Source organism: Methanosarcina sp. 2.H.A.1B.4 (assembly GCF_000979385.1).
Taxonomy (GTDB): domain Archaea; phylum Halobacteriota; class Methanosarcinia; order Methanosarcinales; family Methanosarcinaceae; genus Methanosarcina.
Map to the genome: position 1 here is coordinate 1 of NZ_JJOV01000071.1, position 15,346 is coordinate 15,346.

Sequence of the window (15,346 nt, forward strand, 5' to 3'; positions counted from 1 at the left end):
TGCGATCAGGGGTGCCTGCTGGTGTGGCCAGAGGCCTGCGAGGGTTGTACCGTCGTACTGCAGGTTGCCGTGCATACCGAGTACACATTCCCCGGCCATCCCGGCTTCGATGTACATGTTCGGGAATTCCTTCCTGAGAGCTTCGATTGCGTGGAGGGTTCCATACATGTCTGCGTCACCGGCTGCACCGGTGGTGTCAAAGTTCACACCGTCTGCCCCGGAGGCAAAGATTTTCTGCATAACCCATACGGTGTCCCTGGAGAGGTGCTCTGCGGCATGTTCCATAGAGTCCCAGGCTTCCTGAATCTTGAAAGCTTTCATGAGGTCTCCGGGGTTCTCGAAGGGTCCGTCAGGAGTATAGTACAGCCCCATGTTCGGCATTGCGCCATAGAAGAGAGGGATGACCATGTTCTGCTGGCAGACTTCCATTGCCTGACACTCGTTTGAAACCACGGGCTTTACAGGTTTGTAGCTGTAGTCGATGTGACCGAGTTCCATGGTGTCGGCACCAAAGGCCCTCTCGTGCATCATGCAGCCGACAAGACGGCTGGAAGGAATACCAACACCACTGTTGCCCTGGTCCCCGTCAAGCCTGAGGGTACCGATATCGTGGGTTACAGGAACTTCCATGCCCTGCTCAACACTGACTGCCTTTCCGGGCATCATCAGAATTTCTGCAAGCTTTTCAAGTTCATTACCACTGAGGACAGGAATCTCACCGAGGTCAGCGGCGTTAGCCGTACCTGCCTCAATTTCCTCAACAATCTTTTCTTTGGTAAGGAAGATACGTTTACCGTCTCCCATCCTCAAAGCATATTCAGTTGCCATTTATATCACCAATTTATTGTGTATTCAATATTAGATATGGAAAGCTGTATTCTATGGGGTTCAGAACTTGGACACGAAGGTCCTTGCCTGCCAGAGGGCAATTGATGCCAGGACCAGGATGAGAACCATCCACATAATGTCCCCGGCGGGGATGAAGGAGTTTGCCCAGTACGCATTGTAAGCTTCCAGAGCAGCTGCTGTTTGTGTCATGTTTTAACCTCCGTTAAAGATTACACATATCTCAGGCAGGCATCAGAGCCACGGGTTTTTCCGAAGTCGGTGATCACGTACCTGTGCAGGAGGAAACCTTTCTTGTAGATCCCATCTTCATCGACCTTCTGCTCCACGTCCTTCAGCATCCCTCCGGATGCCAGTTCGAGGATGTCGAAATTGATGCTGTCCCTGTGGAAATTGCTCCTCATGTCGTACTCTTCCTGGATCTTTGAAACGATTTCATAGTTCCATCGTTCTTTCCCATCCAGTAAAATCTCCAGAATCCTGAATTTTATAGGCCGGTTTCCACTCACTTCACTCACCTCTCAGAGTTTCAAGCGCACTTGTGTCTTCCGTAATCATAGCGAAACTACCAATAACACAGAGAGTGCCTCCGACAAGGATAGACCACTGCGGGACATCTCCGAAGAAGAGGAAAATGAAGATGATAGCAAACAGACCGTAGAGGTTTCCAATACCCTGCCCTCTTCCGACTCCGATAAGCGGGAAGGACTTGTACCAGCAGACATAACAGAAACCAAAGGTAATCCCTGCGAAAATCAAGACCAGCATGGTCAGGGGTTCAAAGGCCTGGAGTGCAAAGGAATACATCGGGTAACCGAGAATTGCAAGCACTGGAACAACAATGATCCACCAGATAATGTTTTCTCCTAGGAACCTGAGGGTCAGCCCCACGTCCGGCTCGGAAATGTCGAGACCTTTTCCTGCGATTGCACCTTCAATGCCCCAGCCGGCAGCAGCCATCAAACCTCCAAGATATCCGATCCACTGGACGTTGCCTGAGGAAAGCTCAGTCAGAAGCCCGCCTCCGAAGATCGTGATGCCTCCTAAAATGATGACTCCTATACCGATTGCCGCTCTCTTGGAGATCTTTTCCCCGTACCAGTAGTAAGCAAGAACAGAGCCCACCACAGGGTAAAGAAGAGCTGCAACAGCTGCAAATGCTCCGCCTATAAAGCCCATAGCAATGAACGAACCGAGAATTGCCATAGGGCCTCCGAAAATCGAGGCAAGGAAGAACCACTTGGAACACGGGTTGAATTCTTTCATTGTCCGGACAAGTTCCCCGTATTTACCAAGCACTCCATTCCAGAGCATGAGCGCTAGCATGACCGTAAGTGCATTAAAAGCCGTAATCAGCACGGCAGTTACAATAAGAGCTGAGCCGTCTCCTCCGGTTTCGGCAATAGCGCTGTACATCTCATCGAATGGGTTAAGCACCCACACAACAGTCCCTGGAAGATACCAGATACCCCAGAATACAGCACAGAAAAGGGCCCACATGTACCCTTTACTGATTTTTCTTTTGCTTTCCTGTTTTTTTAAAGATTTTAAATCCACGGAAAATCCCTCCATTTTTCAGAAGCACTATGGAATTCCCTCAGGGTATGAGTCCGTCCCAACCCTATTCCACAGTCTGAAAGTACAGCTTGCGAACCCTTATCTAAGGGCATTTATATTTAAGGGAACTAGATTAACTTTTAGATTTAATGTAGAGACTACAGTTTTCGGCGTACTACAAATATAATTAACTACAGTTATAATTGCCATTTTTATCCCGTTTTACTGCAGTTATCAGGCTTTTTGACAATTGCCTTAAGTTGCCATTTTAAACAATTATCAGCAGCTTTGAAGTTTGCCTTAGTATTGCCGTAGTCTAAACACTGAGCAGGCTTCTACGCAGTCCTTTCTATGGTTAATGTAGCTCGTGAGTATGACCAGATATGAAAGAATTTTTTTGTTTATACCCTCAGCTATCGGTTTCGCAAAAACTGTACAAAATAAAATTGGGCAGAAAATGCATTCGATTAGATCTTCTGCATTTTCTGCTTATTGAGCTTTTAGAGTAAGGCTGCTTTTACCTTACTGACGACATCGGTGGCACTTTCACCGTAGATGTCTGCGCCAATCTTGTCTGCCCAGTCCTGTGTGCATGGAGCTCCACCGACCATGGTCTTTACCTGGTCGCGAACACCTGCTTCTTTGAGCTGTTCTTCGATCTGGATCTGGTTGACCATGGTGGTGGTCATAAGAGCGGAGGATGCAACAATCTGGGGTTTGAGTTCCTTTACCTTTTCAACAAAGGCACTGATTGGGACGTCTCTTCCGAGGTCCACAACTTTGAAGCCTGCAATGTTGAGCATGGAGGCAACGATGTCCTTTCCAATGGAGTGGATGTCACCTTCGATGGTTCCGATTACAACGGTTCCAAGGTTTGCAGTCTGGGATTTACGCCTGTCCATTTCCGGCTTGATGACTTCAATACCTGCGTTCATTGCCTCGGCGGCTGCAAGTACATGGGGGAGGAAGAGAGTGCCCTGTTCGAACTGTTCTCCTACTTCCAGCATGCCTGCGGTAAAGCCCTTCTCAATGAGCTCTACAGGGTCAATCCCTGCTGCAAGAGCTTCTTCTGCAACTTCTGCTGCGAGTTCGTCGTCAAAATCGGTGATTGCGTCTTTTGCTTTTGCAATGATTGCTTCTGTGCTTGCCATTTTTAGATCTCCTGAATATCCTGATATTGTAATTACATGCCTCTGAAAGCCTTGTCAGCCCTGTCGACAACTGCCTTCATGTCCTTGAGGAGGTCTGCGTCGATTGGTTTAACTACGTGGTTCTTGAGAACGTCTACGACCTTTTCGTGTGCAGCGGTTGCAAGGTCCTTTGAACCGGCTGCTGCCCAGTCACCGAACATGCGCCTGTCGATGAGCATTGGGTCGGAGGGGTAGTTCACAAGCTGCCTGGTCTGTTTGAGGGCGAGGAAGTTGTTTCCGATGCCTACTTTCTGGATAGACTCTACTGCGAGTGTTTCCTCAGTGACAGGGACTCCCAGAAGGGCCTTCTTGGTCATCTTGATGATATCGTTGTCAATAACGAGCTGTTCCATGGAGAAAGTCATACCAAGCTCAAGCATCCCGGCGCCGTAGAGGGTGTTTGCCCCTGCGAGGGAGGGAAGGAGGCAGGTCATGGTTTTCTCGTGTCCAGCTTGGTCGTCCGGGACCTTTGCATCAGACTAGGTGCCTGCCACGAATGCGGGGAGGCCATAGAACTGGGCGAGCTTTGCGACGGATGCGCTGATCAGGCCGAGTTCGGGAGATCCGACGGGCGCAGTACCCTTCTTCAGGTCGAAGGTGGTGGTGGAACTTCCGTACCAGACTTTGGTTCCGGGTACTGTGAGCTGAGCGAGAGTGATACCTGAGAGTACTTCGGCGTTGTGGGTAACAAGGGTTCCTGCAAGGTATACAGGAGCAGAACCACCGGACATTGCCATACTCAGAACGTTTACAGGGATACCGAGGCGGGCACCCTTAATGATGACCTGGCAAGCGTTGACACTGAGCTCGAGTGGGCTGGTTGGGCAGAGCAGCATGGAGAAAAGAGGCTTTTTCCTTGTTTCTTCTTCGTCGCCGCCGTAGTAGGCCTTTGCGATGTCCCAGTAGTATTCGACGTTTTCGCCGACTGGGTCAATGTGGTGGAAGTGTTTTGCGGTGTTAGTAAGAGGGGTGAAGGTCTCGTGAACGTCCTGGGCACCCTGGCCTGCAATATCCCTTGCAGAGACCGGGAGAGAGAAGTAGTCGATGTTTTCTGCCCAGTCACAGAGCTTTGCAATGTCTGCAATGTCCTGCTCAACAGAGTCAACGGTTACGTACTTGCCATCCTGATACTTGCAAACCTTTACACCGGTACCGAAGCAGGTCCAGTGAACCTTTCCGCCGGATTCCTGTACAGTGTTGTGCTTCTTGTCGCGGCCCCAGAGGACAAACCTGGAGGGAGCGAGCTGAAGAGCTCTTCTTACGAGATATTCAGGGATCTTTACAATCTGAGTCTTTTCGTCAACTTCACAGCCATTTTCCTTGAAGATCTGCCTGGCTTCCGGGTCAGAGACCTGGACACCGGGGTCCATCAGGATTTCCATTGAGGCGTAGTGAATTGCCTTAAGTTCGTCGTTCGTAAAAAGGTTTAATTCCACACCGTTAAGTGCGTTGAATCCTGCAACTGCATTACATTTTGCCATTTTGTAACCTCCGAATAAAAAAGATTTAAACGAGCAGTTCTTTTGCCTTAGCAACGGCTTCACTTGCGTTTTCTGCGTAACAGTCTGCACCGATCTTGTCAGCCCATGCCTGGGTTGCGGGTGCGCCTCCGATCATGACCTTTACTTTTTCTCTCATACCTTCTTCCTTGAGGAGTTCGATAACTTGTTTCTGTCCAGGAAGAGTTGTGGTCATAAGAGCAGAAAGCCCGATCATATCAGCATTGACTTCCTTTGCCTTCTGGATAAAGTTCATGACAGGAACATCGCGGCCGATGTCGTGCACTTCAAAACCAGCAGACTGGAGCATTGTGGACACGATGGATTTGCCGATGTCATGGACGTCGCCTTCTACAGTACCGTTCACAATGACGGCCACTTTTGCGCTGGAAGCGCCTTCAGGCATAAGGTCCTTAAGAGCTGCGACTCCGGCGGTCATTGCGTCGGCAGCCATCATAACGTGGGGTAAGAAAAGTTTGCCTCTCTCAAAGAGGACACCCACTTCATTCATGCCTGCGGCAAGCCCTTTTTCAATAATTAGTGCGGGGTCCAGTTCTCCTTTTGCCTTTTCAACGGCAGCGAGTACTGCATCCTTTTTACAGGTGATTACAGCGCCTGCAAGTTCCTGAAGTAATTCTTCTTGGCTAATGTTGCATCCTCCGTTTTAATTTTTGAACTATGGAGACGTCTCGACCCGAAATTAACATGAATAATCATGATAATTTGGGATGCAAGCTCAAGCTCTATGAGTCATGAGATGCACGAGAAGTAACTCATGATCACCATGGGTGGGAAACCATGATTACCACAAGCAAAACTGCGAAATCATGAAGGATTCATGATTGTCCTGATTGGGGTTCATGAGTAGTTTAGCAGAGGGAGTATTTTTGGTGCCATTTTAAATCCCGTCTGTGTACTCATCTTTACAAATGTCTCCAGAATAAAGTTCAATTTACTGGTATAAATATTTTGTTGAAAAATACATGCCAAAAATGAGAGTTATATAAATAAGTTTTGGTTAAAACATTTTGGAGGAAGTATTTGGGAGAGAATCCGAGAAGATCAAACGAAAAATATAAATATGAAACATAGAAAATGGACTTTTGGGGGGACGTGAGAGAAGGAAAAGTAAAGTAAATAGGGAAGAAATCTGAAAAAATATTAAAAAAGTACAATAATTCAGTATGCAGAGCACAAGAATGTATTAAGGATACTGATGCTGTTTAGCATCAAAACTTTAAGTTAAATAGTTGATTGACGATCAATTAATTCTTTTTTAGAACATCGTTTTTTCTCTTTTCCGGAGTCAGAATGGAATTCAGGTCAGAAAACAGGAAAAAAGAGAAAATATTATATATCACATATTTTTCTGAGTCAGAATTTCGTTACAATTTCGTGCCCACAGGAAAAGAATAGATATCTAAAATGCTAGCAGCCCCGGAGAAAAAAACATTCTGAACATAGAATAAAACATTCTGAACATAAAATAAGAAATGGGAGAAAGTGGGACGATGGAAAAAAGAATAACCTGAGACGTGAAGTGCAAGAAATGAAGAGGATAAAATAGAAGGTAAGGCGAAAAAATAAAAAATGAAGAGAAAAATAGAAACGGAAGAGTTATAGAGGGAATCACAAAGAGAATTTATGATAAATCTGGTTCTTTATAACCAGAAATACATAAGCTGTAAGCTCTGTTTACAAGCTCAAGCAGTTTCTGATCTTCCCGTGGTATGTTTACTCCACAAGCAAGGGAAAGGTATTCGGCGAGGTCAAAGATCTTTATTTTCTCATCCTTTCCGGCTTCGACAAGGTTCTGCATACAGCCCCCGCAGTTGGTTATAATTATGCCGCAGCCCAGTTTTTTGGCAGCCCGAAAACGATCAGAAGCTACAGAAATAGACTCGGAGGGATAATTGACCCTTACGCCTCCACCAAAACCGCAGCAAGCCGAACCTTCAGGAGTTTTATTTGCAAGCTTGGTGCCGGGGATATTTTCAAGCACGTTTCTTGCTTCCCTGTAGACGCCCATGCCCCGAGTCAGATGACAGGGGTCGTGGTAAAATACCCTGTGTTTGAGGGTTGTTTCCGGAGTAAGTTTACCTTCTTTTAAAAGGCGTTCCAGGTACTGAGAGACATGTAACACCTCAAAGTCCATTTCCCCGAACATTTTTGGATAGATTTCCTTAAAAGCCTTAAAGCAGCCGGGGCAAGATGTAAGAAGGATTTTTGCCCCTCTTTTCCTGACCTCATCGATATTTTGCTGCCCATGCCTGCGGATGGGACCCGGGTTTCCGGCACCTGCAGATACTGCGCCGCAGCAGTATTCAAGCCCGCTCAGGACAGTGTAATCGACCCCCGCCTTTTCCAGAAGGACAACAACAGCCTGTGCCATATTTTTGTTAATATAGGTGCCGGCGCATCCCGGGAAATACACGACAGGGCCAGGACTGTCTATGTACGCAGGAATCTCATCCATTTCACCAACCTTTTTGAAGATATTATTTTCAGCCTCAGGGTCCGCCATAGTCTGCCTGTCCGTGAGGCCGTTTTCACTTACCCATTTCTGCCGGGCAGGAGAAATAAGCATCTTGAGCCCAAGCCCTTCGGGACAGGCTTCGGCACAAAGCCCGCAGGTCAGGCAGCGCAGCAGGGAAGCAGGATCAATTCCAGTAGTCTCGTCCAGATACCCGTAAAGTAGGTCAAGCAAACTGAGATCATCATATCGAGGGCAGACCTCAAGGCACTGTCCGCATTGCGTACATTTTTCCCTGTGTTTTTCCACTATATTCATATTTTAACTCCACATCATTTTAAACTCATGCGACTTCATTATTATAGCGATCCTAAAAATATAGCGATCCTTAAAACCTAGCGGTCCTTAAAACCTCTTTCAGGAGAATTCCATCCCTGAAGCCCAAAATATTTAGAAAAAGGATAAGACTAATATCCAGATATGCACTATTAATAGTCAGATAAAAGGAATAGCCAGATAAAAAGGAATAGTCAGATAAAAGGAATAACCAGATAAAAGGAAGGGATTGAAATATTCGAAGACCTGAAAAACAGCACAAGAAAGCTGGTAATTCCGTTTGCCCGTTCAATACCCCTCTCCCCAAACACCCTTACCCTGCTGGGTTTTGCAGTAAGCGTGGCTGCAGGAGCTGCATTCGCCCTTGGCAAACCTTTTGAAGGAGGGCTCCTGATTCTCCTCAGCGGGGTTTTTGATATCCTTGACGGCGGAGTCGCAAGAGCAAAAGGCAGGACCACTCCTTTCGGAGGAGTGCTGGACTCGGTCTGCGACCGCTATTCCGACGGGCTGATGTTTCTTGGAATAATGGCCGGGGCGATTTACGGCAGACTTGGCTTTACCCCCGTCCTCGGGATAGAAGTCTGGCTCTGGGCTGGCTTTGCCCTTATAGGTTCTTTTCTGGTGAGCTACACCCGCGCCCGGGCAGAGTCCGCAGGCTGCCGGAAGCTGTCTATAGGAATTGCCGAACGCACTGAAAGGATGCTCATCCTGGCTTTAGGCGCCCTTTTAGGCCTTCTTGGCTGGGCTCTTGTGCTAATAGCCATCTTCTCCCACATCACCATCATCCAGAGGGTTCTGCGGGCAAAAAGTATCCTGAGTAAGCTTCCCGAATCCGAATTTCAGAAACCCTGAAGCCAAAATCCGGAGATCCGAACAAATAAAAAAATTAAAGAACATCCCCTGCTGGCGCCCCCCAACCGATATACATTTATACTACATGTTTGATTACAATAGTTGGATGATGGCAAGCAAGCATAGGACCGTTGCCGTCTGAAAAGCATAATTACTCTGCGGGGCCGTAGGGTAGCTTGGTCCATCCTGCAAGGCTGGGGGTCTTGCGACCTGAGTTCGAATCTCAGCGGCCCCACCAAACTCTTATTCAACCTTAGACTTTTTTACATGTTTTATTGGATTTTTCATTACACGTTTTTAAAATATCTGATTTGCTGCGTAATTCCTATTTTCAGCCCCTTTCATCGTTTTTGAGCTTATAGTTAAAGGGCTGTGACCACGTTTTTGAATTTGTTTTTTGGGCCCCGGGCTCTCAACAACTGCGAAGCAGGCGGCCTTTCCTAAACAGAAAAGAGGACTTGAAAACTCGGATACAGGCAAGTTATGATCTGCTGCATACAAAGGGCGAAAGGATAGGGAAGTTGAAGATGCGAGTAAGGTTACCCCGGAACAATATCAGCCGATTAACCCCACCCCAAAAAATATAGAATTAGTGTAATTTATCTTCCTTCCCCTTTTCCCGCTTATACTTCTCCTTGATTTTCTCAATCATTTCCTCATTAGCCTCAACAACGAAAGCTCCGATATACCCGCATTCCTTGCAGTGGTAGACCGCACCTGCATACCCGCCAACCTCATAATAGATATCCGCATTCCCGCAGACAGGACAGACTTCAACTAATTTTTCCCGGTTCAGGGCAATTCCTCCTTTAATAAGGCTTACAATACCGAATTGTTAAATTATATATAAGAAGCATGATTCAAGATAAAGACATAGTATTTTAACCTGATATTCAAAATGATGTTCAAAATGATATTCAAAATGATATTCAAAATGATATTCAAAATGACTCAAACTGACATGCGGAAAAGAACCATGCTGCTTAGCTGAAACAGCCGCTTATTCATATATCCCCGTTCCAGATTTAGATATTAACTGTAGATATTAACGATTCAAGGCTTACAGTGAGTTGAAAAATGACAGAAATGATGACCCCTGCAATGCGTCAGTACTACGAAGCCAAGCAGGCATACCCTGACGCCCTTATCTTCTTCAGGATGGGAGACTTCTACGAATCCTTTGGGGAAGACGCAAAAACCATTGCGAAAGAACTTGGAATTACCCTGACTGCACGGGGGAAAGACAAAACAGGGGAGAAAATGCCGCTTGCAGGAATTCCCTACCATGCCATTGACACCTACCTGCCTAGGCTAATAAATAAGGGGTACAAGGTAGCCATCTGTGAACAGCTCGAAGACCCGAAGCAGGCAAAAGGGGTTGTAAAGCGGGGAGTTGTAAGGGTGGTAACCCCGGGAACAGCAATAGATTCTTCCATGTTTTCGGATGCCTCAAACAATTACCTCATGGCAGTTGCAGGAAGGGAGATAGGAAAATCCGGAAAAAGTGGAGAAAGCGGAGAAAAAGAAATGGAATTCGGGATCTCCTTCCTCGACATTTCGACAGGGGAGTTCCTTACAACCCAGTTTACAGACTCGGAAAGCTTTGAAAAGCTCCTCAGCGAACTTGCCCGTATGCACCCTGCAGAATGCATCCTGCCCCCGTCCCTGTACGGGAATCCGGAACTTGTAGCCAGGTTAAAGGACCAGACAATTGTGCAGGAATTTGCTCCCGAGATTTTCGGACCCGAGGAAGCCGGAGAAAACCTGAAAAGCCATTTCGGGGTCGCAACCCTCGAGGGCATGGGCTGCGAAAAGCTGGAGTTTGCAGTTTACTCCGCCTGGGCTGCCCTTGAGTATGCAAAAACTACCCAGATGAGGGACCTTGCCCATATCAATACCCTCAGGACCTACTCAAACACCGAGTTCATGGTCCTGGATTCGATTACCCTGCGCAACCTCGAAATCGTGAAAAACGTGAGGGAGGGGGGAGACGAAAACTCCCTCTATCGGACCCTGAACTGCACACGGACACCTATGGGAAGCCGTATCCTGAAAAAATGGCTTTTAAAGCCCCTTCTTTCCGTAGAAAATATAAACCACAGGCTGGATGCCGTAGAAGAACTGGCAGAAGACTCTCTGCTCCGCTACGATATAAGGGACTGGCTCTCAGACGTAAGAGACATCGAACGCCTGGTAGGAAGGATAGTATACGGAAATGCCAGCGCAAGGGACCTCGTAGCCCTGAAAAAGTCCATGGACGTCGTACCTTCTATCCGGGACTGCCTGCTGGAAAAAGCCGGGCCAGAAATATTAAAAGAGATTGCAGAAGGGCTTGCAGCCTTTTCGGAACTGGAAAACCTGGCTGAGATGATTGAAAAAGCAATTGTTGAAGAGCCTCCTGTAACCGTTCGGGATGGCGGAATGATAAAGTCCGGGTACAGTCCGGAACTTGACGAGCTCCGGGATATTGCAAGCAACAGCAAACAGTGGATTGCAGCTTTTCAGCAGAAGGAAAAAGAGAGAAGCGGGATCAAGTCCCTGAAAGTCGGATACAATAAGGTCTTTGGTTATTATATCGAGGTTACCAATGCAAACAGCAGCCAGGTGCCTGAGGACTATATAAGAAAACAGACTATGTCAAATGCCGAGCGTTTCTTTACCCCCGAGCTTAAAGAAAAAGAAAGCCTGATTCTGACAGCAAACGAAAAGGCAGTGGCTCTGGAATACGAAATCTTCACTGAACTCACACAGGCCCTTTCAGCGCATTCAAGAGAACTCCAGGAAACAGCAGAAAGACTGGGCACCCTTGATGTCCTTGCAGACCTTGCCGAAGTTGCAGAAAACAACAACTATACAAGGCCGCAGCTCACCGAAGACTGCAGGATCCTTATCAGGGACGGGCGGCATCCAGTAGTCGAAAGTACCGTATCAGGAGGCTTTGTACCCAATGATACCGAAATGGACTGCAAGGAGAACCAGTTTTTGCTTGTTACAGGCCCGAATATGGCAGGAAAGTCCACCTACATGCGCCAGACCGCCCTTATTGCAATTATGGCTCAGGCAGGCTCCTTTGTTCCGGCATCCCACACATCCATAGGAATGATTGACCAGGTCTTTACAAGGATAGGGGCTTTTGACGACCTTGCAAGCGGACAGAGCACTTTTATGGTTGAGATGGTGGAGCTTGCAAATATCCTGAATAACGCAAGTCCCCGAAGTCTTGTACTGCTTGACGAAATAGGCAGGGGGACGAGCACATATGATGGGTACAGCATCGCAAAAGCAGTTGTGGAGTTCCTGCACAACAGGGGAAAGGTTGGGGTCAGGGCTCTTTTTGCGACCCATTATCACCAGCTTACAGCCCTTGAAGAGAAATTAAAGCGGGTCAAAAACTACCATATTGCAGTAAAAGAAGACGGCCACGAGTTAGTTTTCCTGCGGAAAATCGTCCCCGGAGCAACAGACAAAAGTTACGGGATCCAGGTTGCAAGGCTTGCCGGAGTCCCGGAAAAGGTGATCGAAAGGGCAAACGAGATCCTTAAGGAGCTTGAAAGGGAAAACGTGTTTGAAGAAACAGAGGATAGCGAAAACGGGAAAAAGAGGAAAAGCAAAGCAAGTGCACGCTATACCCAGATGATGCTTTTCGACCCCGGAAGCGGCAATGGGAATCCGGAAAGAGCAAAGGGGTTGAGCCCTGTGGAAGCATCCCTGAAAAAGCTGAACGTGGATGAGATGACGCCAATAGAAGCCATGAACAAACTCCATGAGCTGAAAAAACTGCTTGGTTAAAAAGAAAAATGGGCTAAGAGATTGCCCACCTTGATAGAGCAAGGGATCAGGGAAAACAGATGAAAGGGCGGATAAAAGGCAGATGAAGGGCAAAGGAAAGGAAAAGTGAAAAACAAATGACGGAGCAGGTTGAAGAAAAGCTGGAAGAGATGATGGAAAGTCAGATAGAAAATCAGGGTAATAAAATCCGGATTCTCGACAGGGACACGATAAATAAAATCGCAGCCGGGGAGGTAATAGAACGCCCGGCATCCGTGGTAAAGGAACTTGTGGACAACTCAATCGATGCCGGAGCAACGGAAATCCGCATCGAGGTAGAAAAGGGGGGAAAACATTCCATCCTTATCCGGGACAACGGTTGCGGGATGAGCAGGGCCGATACTCTCCTTTCATACAAAAAACACGCAACAAGCAAACTCACAAAGATCGAAGACCTTGATACGGTCTCAACAATGGGGTTCAGGGGAGAAGCTCTTGCTTCAATTACCGCCATTGCAAAGGTAGAGATCATTACCCGTCCCCCGGAAGAGATTACCGGCACAAAAATGGTCATCCACGGAGGAAAGGTGCAGGAAACATCTGATGCAGGCACGGCTCCGGGGACCTCGATACACGTAAAAGACCTTTTTTATAACACACCTGCAAGGCGCAAGTACCTGAAAAGCGACCGCACCGAACTTGCCCATATCACAGATACCATTACAAGGCTTGCCCTGGCAAATCCGGGAATTTCCTTTACCCTGCTCAGTGAAGGAAAGCCAATCATAAAAAATACGGGTTCAAGCGGCCTTTTGAAAAGCATGGTCAACCTGCTCGGCCCTGATACGGCACGTTCAATGCTGCCCCTTGAGTACAGGACAGAAGACTTTGAACTCCGGGGATATATCTCAAAACCCGAAACCCACAGGGGAGGAAGCGACCAGCTTTATGTTTTCGTAAACACACGCCCTGTCACTTCAAGAGCTATCAGCACATCTGTCCGCGAAGGATATTACACAAAGATCCCTAAAGGCCGCTATCCTGTGGCAGTGCTTGCTCTTACCCTCGATCCGGGAGAGGTGGACGTAAACGTACACCCCCGCAAAGCCGAAGTCCGTTTCAGCCGGGAAAAGGAGGTAGGGGATGCAGTCATTCGTGCAGTTGAAAAGGTCCTTTCGGAACACGGGCTTGCACCCGTGGTAAGGGAAAAAGATGGAAGAAGGTTTCAGAAAACCTTCGAGGGTTCAGGTTCCTCAGGAAAAATTCAGGCCCCGGAAACCCCTGTAACTCTGTCGGAAAAGGGAGCAACAGAGGAAATAGGGAAAGCAGCCGGAAAAGAAACTGGAAGGGATACTGGAAAGGAAGCAGAGGTTCAAGAGGAAGCCAGGGTTCCTGAAAGCGGCAGTAGACTCCTGAGAGAAAAATCCGAAGCTTATACCTACCCGATAAAGGATACGGAGAGGAGGCTAAAGAAATCCGAGCGCCTCCTGGATGCAGAAAGGGTAGGAGTCCAGGAAGTCCTGAGGGGAAGAGATCAGGTCAGTAACAAGGAAGAGGAGAAAGCAGGAGAAAAAGAAGAGGAAAAGATAGGGGAGAAAGAAAGAGAACTGATCAGTAAAAAGACAGGGGAAAAGGAAGAGACGAAAGCAGGAGAAAAGGAAGAGAAGAAGACAGGAGAGAAAGAAAGAGAACTGATCAGTGCGAAGACGGGGGAAAAGGTAAATGAAAGAATAAATGCAGGGGAGAGGCAAAGTAAAAAGCCGAAGCAAAAAGCAAACACCGATCTTTTCGAAGACCTGCGGGTCATAGGCCAGACCTCTAAGATGTACATCCTTGCCGAAAAAGGGGAAGACCTTGTAATAATCGACCAGCATGCAGCCCATGAGCGTATCCTTTATGAGCAGGTCCTGAGAACGAAAAAGTCCAGGGTGCAGGAATTGATCGCCCCTGTAGTGATAGAACTCACCCCGAAAGAAAAGGTGCTCATGGAGGAGTATATCCCTTATCTGGAGGAGTACGGCTTCGGGATCTCGGAATTCGGGGACAATACCTATGTCGTTACCTTTGTCCCTGAGGTTTTCGGACGGCTAGAGGATACCAGCGTAATCCATGACGTGATATCTGACCTTCTGGCTGAAGGAAAGGTCAAAAGAGATACAGGGGTCTCGGAAAAGGTGAGCAAGACCCTTGCCTGCAGGGCAGCAATCAAAGGAGGGGCAGCCTGCAACTCAAGGCAGATGGAAGAGCTGATAGAACAGCTCAAAGCAGCCGAAAACCCTTATTCCTGCCCGCACGGGAGACCAACAGTGATAACCTTTACAAAAGGCGAACTGGACCGCATGTTTGCAAGAACTCAGTGAATAGGATTCCCGGAAAAAAGAAAAAGTTGAGAAAATCAGGGGAAGGGGGCTGTTCAGGAGAGTGGACGCCCCTATAAAAAACTCAATCTTTCGACGTAGCGCATAGAAAGAATACTGGTGAGTGGTTATGAAGAGATATAGAGGATTTTCACTGAACATTTACCTTTATATCCCTATAGATTTATATAATATAACTGAAATGTAAGATAGGTGTCAGGCGAGTACTGACATCAAATAGGCATCATTCCACAAGGCTATTTTTCACACACCAACCCCCCAAACCCCAACAAGAATGGTACCCCCCATTCAAACCCCAACAAACCCCAACTTCCAGAAAAACGAAAAAATCCCCACTCCTGGAATGATGCCACTCTTTTCTATATTGTCCGGGGAATTTTACACTGTCCATTGATCTTTTTCGATAATCCACTGACTGTTCTCTATAATCCAGTAACCTTTTTCCCG

General features: G+C 47.3%; 10 protein-coding genes, 1 tRNA gene and 1 pseudogene. 4 read left to right on the forward strand and 8 right to left on the reverse strand.

From position 1 onward, the window contains the following. The 8 genes and pseudogenes from mtbB to EO92_RS10830 all read right to left on the reverse strand — a co-directional run. On the reverse strand, positions 1-828 hold an 828-nt coding region (gene mtbB, locus EO92_RS10795; RefSeq protein WP_048171570.1), incomplete at its 3' end, for a [dimethylamine--corrinoid protein] Co-methyltransferase. A gap of 60 nt (positions 829-888) precedes the next feature. Beyond that, on the reverse strand, positions 889-1,038 hold the full coding sequence (locus EO92_RS18305) for a hypothetical protein (RefSeq protein ID WP_200895032.1): 150 nt from the start codon (positions 1,036-1,038) through the stop codon (positions 889-891). A gap of 20 nt (positions 1,039-1,058) precedes the next feature. Next, positions 1,059-1,355: a hypothetical protein gene (locus EO92_RS10800; protein ID WP_048162861.1), complete on the reverse strand. Its 297-nt coding sequence runs from the start codon at positions 1,353-1,355 to the stop codon at positions 1,059-1,061. Between the two features lies 1 nt (position 1,356). Then, positions 1,357-2,418 (reverse strand): DMT family transporter, encoded by a 1,062-nt coding sequence (locus EO92_RS10805; RefSeq protein WP_200896768.1) that lies wholly within the window; start codon positions 2,416-2,418, stop codon positions 1,357-1,359. 485 nt (positions 2,419-2,903) lie between these two features. Further along, positions 2,904-3,554 carry a B12-binding domain-containing protein gene (locus EO92_RS10810; protein WP_048171528.1) on the reverse strand — a complete coding sequence of 217 codons (651 nt, stop codon included), beginning with the start codon at positions 3,552-3,554 and terminating at the stop codon, positions 2,904-2,906. Between the two features lie 32 nt (positions 3,555-3,586). Continuing rightward, positions 3,587-5,074, reverse strand: a pseudogene (gene mttB, locus EO92_RS10820) ([trimethylamine--corrinoid protein] Co-methyltransferase). Between the two features lie 25 nt (positions 5,075-5,099). Further along, a complete protein-coding gene (gene mtbC, locus EO92_RS10825) occupies positions 5,100-5,741 on the reverse strand; it encodes a dimethylamine corrinoid protein MtbC (protein ID WP_048134375.1) in 642 nt (213 codons plus the stop codon). Positions 5,742-6,734: 993 nt separating this feature from the next. Continuing rightward, positions 6,735-7,883 (reverse strand): (Fe-S)-binding protein, encoded by a 1,149-nt coding sequence (locus EO92_RS10830; RefSeq protein ID WP_048171531.1) that lies wholly within the window; start codon positions 7,881-7,883, stop codon positions 6,735-6,737. A gap of 309 nt (positions 7,884-8,192) precedes the next feature. Between EO92_RS10830 and EO92_RS10835 the strand changes: the two genes are divergently transcribed. The 4 genes from EO92_RS10835 to mutL all read left to right on the forward strand — a co-directional run bounded on the left by EO92_RS10835 (position 8,193) and on the right by mutL (position 14,881). After that, positions 8,193-8,753 (forward strand): CDP-alcohol phosphatidyltransferase family protein, encoded by a 561-nt coding sequence (locus EO92_RS10835; protein WP_156165792.1) that lies wholly within the window; start codon positions 8,193-8,195, stop codon positions 8,751-8,753. Positions 8,754-8,913: 160 nt separating this feature from the next. Next, positions 8,914-8,991 (forward strand) — tRNA-Pro (locus EO92_RS10840). An 839-nt stretch (positions 8,992-9,830) separates the two neighbouring features. Continuing rightward, positions 9,831-12,542, forward strand: coding sequence for a DNA mismatch repair protein MutS (mutS, locus tag EO92_RS10845; RefSeq protein ID WP_048171535.1), 2,712 nt, complete (start codon positions 9,831-9,833; stop codon positions 12,540-12,542). Positions 12,543-12,658: 116 nt separating this feature from the next. Beyond that, entirely contained in the window at positions 12,659-14,881 is a 2,223-nt protein-coding gene (gene mutL / locus EO92_RS10850; protein ID WP_048171536.1) for a DNA mismatch repair endonuclease MutL, read from the forward strand. Positions 14,882-15,346 lie beyond the last annotated feature (465 nt).